The 12322-nt window shown below is 70.1% G+C and carries 4 protein-coding genes; 2 read left to right on the forward strand and 2 right to left on the reverse strand.

Annotation, left to right across the window (positions count from 1 at the left end):
- Together ACZ7CF_RS40360 and ACZ7CF_RS40365 are read left to right on the forward strand one after the other, a co-directional pair.
- Positions 1-2719 (forward strand): SDR family NAD(P)-dependent oxidoreductase (locus ACZ7CF_RS40360; protein WP_470372324.1); only part of this gene is annotated, 2719 nt, incomplete at its 5' end.
- On the forward strand, positions 2716-9165 hold the full coding sequence (locus ACZ7CF_RS40365; RefSeq protein ID WP_470372325.1) for a beta-ketoacyl synthase N-terminal-like domain-containing protein: 6450 nt from the start codon (positions 2716-2718) through the stop codon (positions 9163-9165). The genes ACZ7CF_RS40360 and ACZ7CF_RS40365, both read left to right, overlap by 4 nt.
- A gap of 251 nt (positions 9166-9416) precedes the next feature.
- Here the strand turns inward: ACZ7CF_RS40365 and ACZ7CF_RS40370 are convergent, their stop codons facing one another.
- Positions 9417-10616, reverse strand: a complete 1200-nt coding sequence (locus ACZ7CF_RS40370; RefSeq protein WP_470372326.1) for a DegT/DnrJ/EryC1/StrS family aminotransferase — start codon at positions 10614-10616, stop codon at positions 9417-9419.
- Positions 10597-12075 (reverse strand): hypothetical protein, encoded by a 1479-nt coding sequence (locus ACZ7CF_RS40375; RefSeq protein WP_470372327.1) that lies wholly within the window; start codon positions 12073-12075, stop codon positions 10597-10599. The genes ACZ7CF_RS40370 and ACZ7CF_RS40375 overlap by 20 nt, the downstream gene beginning before the upstream one ends.
- Positions 12076-12322: the final 247 nt, after the last annotated feature.

Consider the following 12322-nt stretch of genomic DNA (forward strand, 5'->3'; position numbering starts at 1 on the left):
CGAAATCACCCCCACCCAACTCACCCAGCTCCGCACCCTCGGCCACATCGCCGCCCACTACACCAACACCACAACCACACCCGAAACCACACCGAACACCGAACCCACCCACGACGCCGAATCAATCCTCCTCGACGTCGTCGCCGAAAAAACCGGATACCCCCGCAACATCCTCGAACCCCACCTCGAACTCGAAACCGACCTCGGCATCGACTCCATCAAACGAGTCGAAATCCTCTCCCACCTCCGCACCCGCCTCCCCCACGCACCCGAAATCACCCCCACCCAACTCACCCAGCTCCGCACCCTCGGCCACATCGCCGCCCACTACACCAACACCACAACCACACCCGAAACCACACCGAACACGAATCAGCCCGCATCGATTGTTCGTGCTGTGACCAAGGTGGTTCCCGCTGTCGTTCCGGGACTTGAGATTCCCGGCTTGCGCAACGGCCCCGTCGTCGTGGTCGACGGCGGTTCCGGCTTGGCGCAGGCGGTGGTGCGGGCGCTCCGGGAGCACGGCGTCGACGCGGCCGAGCAGTCGGCTGCGGTTCCGGGCATGAGCGCATTGGTGCTCCTCGGCGGGCTCTGTCCTGCAGTCACCGCTGAAGAGGCGATCGCGGTGAACCGCGACGTCTTCGGCACGGCGTGCAAGGCGGTCAAGGAGTTCGCGACGCCGGAGCGCACGCTCGTCGTGGTGCAGGACACCGGCGGCGACTTCGGGCTTCGGGGGGCCGGGGAACGGGCTTGGCTCGGCGGGTTGGCCGGTCTTGCCAGGTGCGCGAACCACGAATGGCGGTCTGGTGTGGCCAAGGCCATCGACGTGGAGAGGGGCGGTAGGTCCGCTGAGGAGCTCGCCGCGGTGATCGTCGCCGAACTGCTCCACGGTGGCGCCTGCCCGGACATCGCGCTGCGTGCGAACGGCACTCGGTGGACGCTGCGGGACGAGCGCGAGCCGATCACGTCCGAGGACTCGTGGAAACCGAAGAACCCGGTGCTCGTGGTGACCGGCGGAGCCAGGGGCGTGACCGCCTCGGCCCTGCTGGCCCTGGCCGCAGATGGACATCCGTCGGTGGCGCTCCTGGGCCGTACCGAGGTGACCGAGGAGTCACCTGAACTGGCTGGTGTCACGGGTGAACGGGAGTTGCGGCAGCGAATCGCCGAACTCAGCACTCACGCCGCACCCGCTGAGATCGGCATCAAGGCCAAACAGGTCATCGCGGCCCGAGAGATCCGGGCCACGCTCGCCGAACTGGAGAAGGCGGGGTGCACCGCTGCTTACTTCGCGGTCGACGTCCGCGATGAGGCAGCCGTATGTGCGACGCTCGATCAGGTGCGGACCGAACTGGGCCCCATCACCGGCCTCGTGCACGGCGCGGGCGTCCTCGCTGACGCCCTGCTGGAGGACAAGACCGGTGGGCAGTTCGACGCTGTGTTCGACACGAAGGTGGTCGGCCTGCGAACACTCCTCGCGGCGACCGAGAACGATCCTCTCGACCTGGTGTGCACGTTTTCCTCGGTGGCGGGCCGCTTCGGCAACGCCGGGCAAAGCGATTACGCGATGGCGAACGAGGTCCTGGCCCTGGTCGCCTCGGACGTGGCAGCACGCCGGCCCGGTTGCACTGTTCGGTCCATCGCGTGGGGCGCCTGGGACGGCGGCATGGTGGGACCAGCGCTGCGGGAGCACTTCACCACACGCGGAGTCGCGTTGATCGACGAGGCCGAGGGAGCGGAGGCGTTCCGCCGCGAAATCGCGTGGGGAACGGGTCCTGCGCGAGTCACCGTTGTGGCGACGGATCGGCCCGACGACACCGCTTTCGGTGGTCTTTTCGACGGCGAGCTGATCGGAGCGGGCTCTTCCGAGGCTGAGCCCGCGGCTGTCGGCACAGTCAGGCTGACCTCGCACACCCACCCCTTCCTGGAGGACCACGTCATCGGGCAAATGCCCGTGCTCCCCGTCGCGCTGGTCCTCGAGTGGTTCTTCGGCGCAGCACAGGCGCTGCTGGTGTGTGAGATAGGCACCATCTCCCTGCGGAACCTGGAAGTGGTGCGGGGCGTTCGGCTGCCGGACCTGGATGGCAACGGCCACGAGCTCACCGTCAAAGGGCATCGCCGCGGATCCGCTGCGGTGGGTCTGACGTTGACGGATGGCGACGGCAGGCTGTGCTACCGGGCCACTGCGGAGATCTCGACGCCGCGCGACGCGCAGAACACCTTCGCGACGTCGAACGGGATGCTGCTCGACTCCAGTTTCTGGTCCAAGGTGGATTCCCTCCCCGACTCGGCCGCCAAGGAGGACCACTACGCCGGAGAAGTCCTCTTCCACGGCAAGGCCTTCCGGGCACTCACCGATCTGCGGTGCCGCTCCACGGCCGGTGCTCTGGCGGACCTCTGCGGGGTGAACGGCCTCGACGGGTGGCCGCCAGCCGTCTGGCACACCGACCCCGCCGCCGTCGACGGCGCACTGCAACTGGCTCTGCTGTGGGCGGCCCAGGCGACCGGCGGCGCTCATCTCCCTATGAGCGTGGAGGAGATCCGGATCCATCTGCCCGGTCTGCTCACCCAGGGCCTCAGTTGTGCCGCGCTGGCGGTGAACCCGGACCCGGTCCAGCCCATCTGCGACATCACGATGTTCAGCGAGGACTGGGGCGTCGTGGCCGAACTCCTGGGAGTGGGACTCGTTCGCCGGCCCGGCCATGAGCAGGTGCGGGGATGAACGGTGCGGCCAGCGAACCCGTCGCGATCGTCGGGCGGGGGTGCGCGCTACCCGGTGCGCTCGACCCGGAGATGTTCTGGCTCAACGTGGTCATGGGCCGCTCGTCGGTCCAGCCGGTTCCGTCCGGCAGGTGGAGGTTCCCGCACACCGGTGCGAACCTGCCGCGCCGGATGCGCACCGGAACCGGCGGTTACGTCGAGGGCTTCGCGGATGTCTTCGAACCGGACGCCTACCGGTTGCCGGCAGGGCTGGCGGCGGACCTGGATCCCGTGGTCCAGTGGACGCTGTACGGCGCGGGCCAAGCCCTGCGTGAGGCAGGTCAGAACCAGCTGCTCGATCGTACCGGCCTGGTCATGGGCAATCTGTCCTACCCGACCTCAGGACTCGCCGAGTACGCGGAGGCCGTCTGGAAGAACGGGGACACACCGTCGCCGCACCACCGCTTCTCTTCCGGCCTGCCCGCTCAGCTGACCGCGCGCGGGCTCGGGCTGGGACTTGGCGGATTCGCCCTCGACGCCGCCTGCGCGTCCTCGCTGTACGCCATCGCAGTCGCGTGTGGACGGCTGCAGCGCCGAGAGGCGGCGATGATGATCGCCGGTGGCGTCAACGCGGCCGACAGCCTCTTCATCCATCTGAGTTTCGACAAGTTGTCCGCGTTGAGCCGCACCGGGAGAAGCATGCCCTTCCACGAAGGCGCGGACGGGCTGCTGCCGGCGGAGGGCGCCGCTTTCGTAGCGTTGATGCGGCTCCCAGACGCCATCGCGGTTGGAGCAAGGGTGTTCGGCGTGATCCGGGGAACGGGTCTGTCGAACACCGGGCGTGGCCGTGGTCCTCTGGTGCCGGACGAGCGGGCTCAACGCGATGCGATGGTCGCCGCGTACCGCGCCGCAGGGGTGTCTCCCACAACTGTTGGGCTGCTTGAAGGGCACGCGACCGGCACCGCCGTCGGCGACGGTGTGGAGATCCGCAGCACCGCAGCGGTGTTCGGAGACTCGCGCGATCTGCCGGCGGGTTCGGTGAAGTCCAACATCGGGCACACGATCACCGCGGCCGGGGCAGCGGGTTTGCTCAAGGCGCTGGGTGCGTTGGCCGCGGGTGTCCGGCCGCCCAGCCTCGGAGAAGGAACTCCCTCCTCCTCGTTGAACGGCACCCCTCTGCGGCTGCTGCGGGAGGCCGAGGAGTGGACCGGCTTCCGCCGAGCCGCGGTGAGCGCGTTCGGATTCGGGGGCAACAACGCCCATCTCATCGTCGACGCGTGGACCGGTGACGACCATGTCGCCGGAACGCCGATCATGCCTCCCGTGCCCGTACGGGAACCGTTGGCGATCGTGGCGATCGGCTCACGTGTGGCCAGCGGGCAGGACGTCGGCGATCTGCGGCGGTCGCTGGTCGAAGGCGTGCCTGACACTGCGGCACGCGAAAGCCTGGAGGTGTCCACCGCCGGACTGCGGCTTCCACCGCTCGACCTCCAGCACGTCCTCCCGCAACAACTCCTGCTGCTGGAGGCCGCGAGGGAAGCCGCCGCGGCGACCACCCTGCCGCCGGAGCGCACGATGGTGCTCGTCGGCATGGGATGCGACGCCGAAGCCGTCCGTCCAGTAGCGCGGGTGCGCGTCGGCACCGCGGTGGACCGGCCAGGGCAGGTGCAGGACGTGGCAGGCGCGACGCAGACCGCCGCAGCCGTGATCGGGGCCATGCCGAACATGGTGGCCAACCGCGTCAACGAGCTTCTGGACCTGCGAGGCCCGAGCTTCACGGTGAGCGACGAGGAGTCTTCCGGGTTCACCGCGATCGAGCTGGGCGCCGCAGCACTGCGGGCGAACGAAGTGGACGCCGTCCTCGTCGGAGCCGTGGATCTCTCTCACGAACCTGTGCACCGGGTGGCACTGGAAGCGCTCGGCGACCGGCGTCCGGTCGGCGACGGGGCCGTGGTGATCGCACTCAAGCGCTTGTCCAGCGCGGAAGACGACGGCGACGACGTGCTCGCCATCCTCGACGAGACGCGGGGAGAGAACGATGAGGAAATCGGATTCGTCATCGGAGATGGCTCTCACGACGACCTCCTCGACCCCGGACAGCTGTTCGGACGGGCACACGCGGCTCATGGTCTGCTCTCGGTCGTGACGGGCGTGCTCGCCCTGCGGCACCGCTTCCGGCCGCGAGGTGCCGGAACGCCGGCTGTGCCGACTTTCGGTCAAGCTGAGGTGACATGCGTGAGCCAGCCGCTGGAAGGACCGCGCAAGTGCCTTCGGCTGCGTGCTGGAGAAACAGCCGGCGTGGCCGACGCACTGCCCGTTAGGTTCCGCATCTACTCGGGAGCGAACCAGGAAGACGTTCTGGACGCGCTGGCCGCGGGTCGTGAGAGTGATGCGGGTCCGGCCCGGCTCGTCTTGTGGGCGCGTGGCGAGGACCAGTTCATCGCGCTGGCCGAGAGGACCGCTCGCTGGTTGCGCGGGAGTGGAGCGCAGCCGTTCGGCGCCGCCTTCCGCGCGAGACCGGTCAAGGGCGATGTCGCCTTCGTCTACTCGGGCGGTTCGATGGCCTACGAGGGCATGGGCCGGGAACTGGTGCTGGCCTTCCCGGAACTGGTTGACGCCGTGCGGCAACGGACCGGTCCTTTGGAGGACGCCATCGGCTGGGCGTTCGGAGAAACCGGCCAGCCGCCCCATCCGCTCGACCAGATCGCCGGGGCTTCGGTGCTGGCCCAGTTGCACACGAGGATCACGCAGGACGTGCTCGGTCTGCGGCCGCGGGCCGCGCTCGGCTACTCCTCCGGTGAGTCCAGCGCCCTTGCGTCACTCGGTGCCTGGCGCGATGTTTCTCCCCTGCTCATCGGTGCGCGCTCGTCGACACTGTTCACTTCGGACGTGGTCGGTACCCTTGACGCTCCGCGCCGAGCATGGCGGCGCGAGGGCGTCGGCGGAACCCGTTGGGCGAGCTACGTGGCCGAGACTTCCGCGGAAACGGTCGAGGCGGCGCTCCGCGAGGAGCCCTCGGTGCACCTCATGGTCATCAACGCACCGGACTCCTGCGTGTTCGGCGGAGAAGCCGACGCCTGCGAGCGGGTCGTGCGAAGGCTGTCCGGTGTGCCGACGCTCCGCATCCCGTACCAGATCGCCGCACACGTGCCGGAGGTCGCCGAGGTGGGCCCGCAGTGGCGCGAGCTGCACCACCTGCCCACGACCGAGGTGTCCGGCGTTCGGTTCTACACCTGCGCCACCGGCGACTGGTACAGCCCCACTGCGGACAACGCCGCCGACGCGATCACCGCACAAGGGCTGGGCATGATCGACTTCTCGCGCACGGTGGAGCGTGCGTGGGAGGACGGCGCCCGCACCTTCATCGAGCACGGTCCCCGGCGCCAGTGCACCGGCTGGATCAAGCGGACCCTGGGAGACCGCGAGCACCTGGCGGTGCCGCTCGACGCCGTGGACGGCAGGCGCCTCGACCAGCTGCACCAGGTCGTGGCCGAACTGACCGCCGCAGACGTGCCGGTCGACTCCGAACGACTCGAGGCGCACCTGCGGTCGCTCAACGTGGACCGTGCGGCTGGAAACGAGGGAACCACGGTGCGACTGCAGGCTCATCTTCCCGAGATGCGGCTGCCGTCGACCGCGAGCGCCGAGGAACCAGGCCGGCTCGTCGCGGTTGTGGCCCCGGTGGCTTCCGAGGCACCGGTTCCGACTTCCCTCGCTCTGCCGGCCCCGGCTCCGAGCACTGCATCCGCGCCCTCGCCCGCCTTCTCGACGAGCGACCGCTCCCCGGAGGTAACCGTGGTGGAACCGGCCGCTGCCGCGATCAGCGACACCCGCAGGAGCGCGGCTGCGGTCTTCTCCACCATGCAGGCGGAAATCGCCGAGGTCCATCGCCAGTTCCTGTCCGTTCAGGGCAACGTGCAGCGCCAGCGCTTGGACGGGCTGTTCAGGACTGCCGAACTCGTGCGCGCCGCGCTCGTCGGCCATTCGACCGTGGTGCCCGAGCCACCGACGCCGGTCGAGGCGGCGGCCGGAGCCGCAGCCGAGAACGGCTCGGCACCTGTCTTCTCACGAACTCAGCTCGAACAACTCGCCACCGGCCGGATCTCGGACGTCTTCGGGCCCCTGTTCAGCACGCAGGACGGGTACGCGCGGCAAGTCCGGATGCCCGCTCCCCCGCTGCTGCTCGCCGACCGTGTGACCTACCTCGACGGCGCACCCGGTTCGATGGGCACGGGCACGATCCACACGGAGACCGACGTCCAGGCCGGCACCTGGTACCTCGAGCCCGCAGGCCGCATGTCCACCGGCGCCCTGATCGAGGCCGGGCAGGCGGACCTCCTCCTCATCAGCTGGCTGGGAATCGACCAGATCAACCAGGGCAAGCGGGTGTACCGCCTGCTCGGCTGCGACCTGACCTTCCACGGCGAGCCGCCGTCGCCCGGTGAGACGCTGCGCTACGAGATCACGGTGGACGGGCACGGCGAGCACGGCGGCGTACGCGTGTTCTTCTTCCACTACGACGCCTACGTCGGGAACGAACTCCGGCTGTCGATGCGCGAAGGACAAGCCGGCTTCTTCACCGACGAGGAGCTCGCGAACACGCGCGGGGTGTTGTGGACTCCGGAAACCGCCCCGCTCAACGGGGGGCCGGCCGCCGCTCCCCCGCAGATCGCGCAGCCACCCAAGGCGTACAGCGCGGAGCAAGTGCTGGCGTACACCGAAGGGCGACCTGCCGACTGCTTCGGCGAGGACTGGAACCTCGCACGCTCGCACATCCGCAGCCCCCGCCTGGGCGAGGGACCGATGAGGCTGCTCAGCCGCGTGGTCTCGCACGACGCTTCGGGCGGCCCCTGGGGCAAGGGGTACGTGAAGGCCGAGACGTCGATCTCGCCGGACGACTGGTTCTTCGACGGGCACTTCCACAACGACCCGTGCATGCCCGGGACCTTGATGCTCGACGGTTGCTTCCAGGCCATGGCCTTCCACCTGGCGGCATGCGGGTACACCGTGCAGCGGGACGGGTGGCGATTCGAACCGGTTCCCGGTTCGACGTATCGCATGGCATGCCGGGGCCAGGTGACGCCGAGCAGCAAGTTGCTGACCTACGAGGTGTTCGTGTCCGGACGTGCCGCCGGCCCGGAACCCGAGTTGACGGCGGACGTCCTCTGCACCGTTGACGGAGTGCGCGCCTTCCACGCTTCAGGGTTGAAACTGCGACTGGTGCCCGACTGGCCGCTCGACCAGTGGAGCCCGCTCGCCCCTCCCGCTGTTCAACGGACGGGCCGCCCCGTGGCGCACCGTGAGCTCGCCGGACTGGCTGGGCACCACGAACATGTGCCGATCGCCGAGGTGAACGGCTTCCGGTATGACTACCAGGCCATGTTGGCCTGTGCCTGGGGCCGCCCCACCGAGGCGTTCGGTCCGGCCTACGCGCCGTTCGACGGGCACCGCCGGCTCGCCCGACTACCTGGCCCGCCGTTCCACTTCATGAGCCGGGTCGTCGAGGTCGAGGGACCGCCTCTGGTGATGCGGGCGGGCAGCGCGGTCACGGTCGAGTACGACGTGCCGGACGAGGTCTGGTATTTCGAGCAGAACGACGATCCCGGCACCATGCCGTTCAGCGTCCTGATGGAGGTCGTGCTGCAGGCGAGCGGCTGGCTGGCCTCCTACGTGGGTTCCGCGCTGACGAGCGAGACCGACCTGCTCTTCCGGAACCTGGACGGCAACGGCACCGTGCACGGCGTCGTCACACCGGAGACGAAGGTGTTGCGCACCAGGACGGTCCTGCTCGACGTGTCAACCGACGGCGACATGATCATTCAGACCTTCGGCGTCGAATGCGCCGCCGACGGCGTGCCGTTGTTCAGCCTCCGCACGGTGTTCGGCTTCTTCCCGCCGAGCGCGTTCGCCACCCAGGTCGGTTTGCCTCCCTCAGAAGACGAACGCGAGCTCCTCACGGCACCGAGCACCTTCCACGTCGACCTGAAAGCCCGGCCCCAGCGCTACTTCAACGGATCGCTGAGGCTGCCGGCACGGATGCTGCTGATGCTTGACCGGGTCACCGGCTATTGGCCCGACGCGGGTGCTGCGGGCCTCGGGCGGTTGCGTGCGGAGAAGGAGGTCGACGCGGACGAGTGGTTCTTCAAGGCCCACTTCTTCCAGGATCCCGTCCAGCCAGGTTCGCTCGGCGTGCAGGGATTGCTCCAACTCCTGCAGTTCTACGCGATCGAACGGGGCCTGGGCACCGGCAGCTCGAAGTTCGTGCCGGTCGTGCTCGACGAACCCGTGACTTGGCGCTACCGCGGTCAGGTCACCCCAGCGTCGAGACTGGTCACCGTGGAGGTCGAGATCGTGTCGGTCACCACCGACCGGAACGGCACGCAGCTCATTGCCGAGGGCTGGCTGTGGGCCGATGGAATCCGGATCTACCACGTGGGCCGTTTCGGCGTGGGAATCACCGAAGTCTGAACGGGCTTCGGCGCATCGTCGAACCGCCGGTACCCGTACTGCGACCCGATTTCGATGCTCGGTGAGACCGGGCAGAAGTGGTGGGCCGACCAGAGCTGGCGGGTCACGACGGGGTCGTCTCCGGGACATCTCCCGGAGACGACCCCGCAAGTCCGTTGTGGATCGTCCAACGGCGCGGGCTCGCCCGGCCGCCACCGGTGCTGGGCCGCTGGTGGGTCACAGATCCCGGTGAAAAACGGCCGGGTGGCGGCTCACGGGCGGACGCGCCCCGAGGAGACCAGCTCGTCGAGCACCTCGCCCAGCCGCGTCATCCAGGCCCGCGGGCCGAGGAACATCTTGTGCGAGATGACGAACCCGGTGACGTCCGCCGCCCGTTCCGCCTCCGGGCAGCCGTCGTTGCGGTGGTCGATCGGGTTGTCGAGGAACAGCGGGCGCCGGTACACCGGGTCGAGGTGGCCCTCGTGCGCCGACACCCCCTCCGCCGACAGCGCCTCGACGAGCTTGTCGCGCGACACCTGCTCCGGGTCCACCCGGAAGGGCACCGCGAACAGGCTCCACCTGGTCGTCGCCGCGAGCGGGGTCACCTGCTCGACCCCGTCCACGACAGCCGCGCGCAGTGCCTCCGCGTTGGCCGCCCGGTGCTCGACCTGCTCGTCGAGGCGGGGCAACCGGGCGCTGAGCACCGCGGCCTGGAACGGCGTGAGCCTGCCGTTGGTGGAGACCTCGTGCTTGTCCTGCTTGGGGGCTCCGCGCATCCAGAAGCCGTTGTGGTGGGCGAAGACCCGTCCGGCGACGGCCGGGTCGCGGGTGGCGACCGCGCCGCCCTCGCCCGCGGTGAGCTGCTTCTCCTGGTGGAAGGAGAAGGTGCCCGCGTCGCCGAACGTGCCGACCTGGCGGCCGCGCCAGGTCGAGCCCAGCGCCTGCGCGCAGTCCTCGACCAGGAACAGCGAGCGCCGCGCGCACAGCTCGCCGATCGCGTCCAGGTCGACCGGGATGCCCGCGAGGTGCACGACGAGCACCCCCACCGTGCGGCTGGTGACCCGCTCGGCCACCGACGCGGGAGAGATCGTGAAGGTCGCCGGGTCGATGTCGGCGAACACCGGGACCGCGCCCAGGCGCACCACGGGTGAGACCGAGGCGAAGAACGTCGACGCGGGCACGATCACCTCGTCGCCGGGACCGACGCCGAGTGCGGCGAGCGCGAACTCGATGGCGACCGTGCCGTTCGCCGTGGCGGTGACCTGCTCGGCCCCCAGGTAGCCGCCGAGCGCGGCCTCGAACCGGCCGACCTCGCCGCCGGCCCAGTCGCTGTCGCGGCTGCGCGACCACACGCCGGAGTCGAGGACCCGGCGCAGGCCGTCGAGCTCGTCGGGGTGCGTGCCCGGCCACAGGGCCTTGGCCTCGTTCGCGTCGAAGGCGGGGGTTCCGCCGTCAAGCGCTGGGGTGCGCATGGGTCTCCTCCTGGGGGCGGTGCGGGATGCGGCCGGTGGGACGGGCTGACTCGCCGATGCGCGGTGGCCTGCCCCGGTGCCTGGCGCGGAACCCGGCCAGCGCGCCGGCGAGGGCGTCCAGGCGCAGCAGGCGCACCCGGTCGCCGTCGACCCGCCAGTCCGAGGGGCGCAGGCCCAGCGCCAGGCACACCCAGCGCCACTGCTCGTCGGCGGCGTCGCGGCGCTTGCGCACCTTGCGGGTGAAGGCGAGGTCGCCGGAGAGCACGTCCTCGAACAGCTCGGCGTTCTCACGGGTGAGCCTGGCCGAGGGGCGGGCCAGCTCCAGCAGGTCGTGCGGGTCAGGGGACTTGATGCGCGCGGTGACGTCGGCGGAGAAGAAGTTCGCGTAGCCGCCGGACCGGTTGTAGGGCTCCACGTCGGCGGCCACCCGCAGCAGCCACCGCCGGGGCGAGCCCTCCGCCCTGGTGCGCAGCGCGCCGACAGTGCCCACCTCGGGGCGGAACACCGGCCCGTCCCAGCGGCCGCGCACGCAGCTGAGCCGCTCACCGAGGTCGACGTCCTCGCCGAGGCGGCGGTCGGGGGTGTAGCCGCCCATCGCCGCGAACGCCTCCGCGGTGATCGCGGTGTTCCAGCCGCTGGTCACCACCCGGTTCCAGGTGAAGTCGTAGTCGGGGTTGCGGTGCGGGTGCAGCGACTCGCGCATGAAGTAGGCCTCGGTGAAGTTCCACGAGCGGCGCAGCAGCACGAGCAGGTCGTTCTCGCACATGATCCACGGGCAGCGGTCCTGCTGGCCGCGCACGCCGTCCAGCGCCGGGTCGGCGTCGAGCGCGGCGACCTGGATGGCCAGCTGCCGGGGGTCGAGCCACACCGTGTCGGCGTCCTCCAGCGCGAAGTACAGCGGCGCGCGCTGCCGGCCCCGCAGCGCCCTGACCGCGGTGATGTCCGCGCACAGCCGCCTGCACAGCGTCAGCGGGTACGGCTCGTCCGCGTCGAGCACCACGTCGACGAGGTGGAAGGCCGCGCCGACCGCGCCCGCCTCGGCGCGGAACCGCTCGAACACCGCGGCGGAGTCGTCCGGGTCCTCGCCCGCGAGCCGGTTGGTCAGCACCAGCACGTCGAAGCTGCCCGGCGGCAGCGGCGAGCCGTCGATGTCGCGCTGGTCGGCGTAGACGTCGAGGAAGCGGCGCAGGTACTCGGCCTCGAACCGGGCGGGCACCTGCACGCTGATCCGGCAACGCGGGTCCAGCGGGGGCAGCCGGTCGGCCAGGGCCAGCACCCTGGCACGGTGCGCCTGCGGCAGACCGTCGAAGTAGCGCCGCAGCTGCTCGCGCTCGCGCTCGACGTCGCGCCGGGGCGGGGCCAGGTCCTGGCCCATCAGACCCGCCGGTGTGCGCACGTAGGGTGCGCTGCCCGCGAGGGGGCCGAGGTTGTCCAGGTGGTCGGTCAGCGAGAGACCCATCAGCACCAGCCTTGTCGGTCGCGGCGGTCGGGCGATCGGACGCTAACAAGCGACCGTGGCCGGGGCAAAGGCGCGCGTGTGGTGCTGAACAGTCCTTATGGAGCAACGGATGCCGGGTGCGGCACGCGATCTCACTCAGCGCGTCTGGCCAGTGTGGACGCAGGTCACGTCCTCACCCGTGCGCGCCCGGCGCCGCGCCTCGCCGACCACCGCGCGTGGCCGGCAATCATGTTGAACACCAACGGTG

Source organism: Lentzea sp. NPDC036955 (assembly GCF_055608005.1).

Excerpts from the sequence above, each read along its gene's own strand:
- ACZ7CF_RS40365 (WP_470372325.1), top strand. The coding sequence starts at position 2,716 with ATGAACGGTGCGGCCAGCGAACCCGTCGCGATCGTCGGGCGGGGGTGC.
- ACZ7CF_RS40370 (WP_470372326.1), bottom strand. The coding sequence starts at position 10,616 with ATGCGCACCCCAGCGCTTGACGGCGGAACCCCCGCCTTCGACGCGAAC.
- ACZ7CF_RS40375 (WP_470372327.1), bottom strand. The coding sequence starts at position 12,075 with ATGGGTCTCTCGCTGACCGACCACCTGGACAACCTCGGCCCCCTCGCG.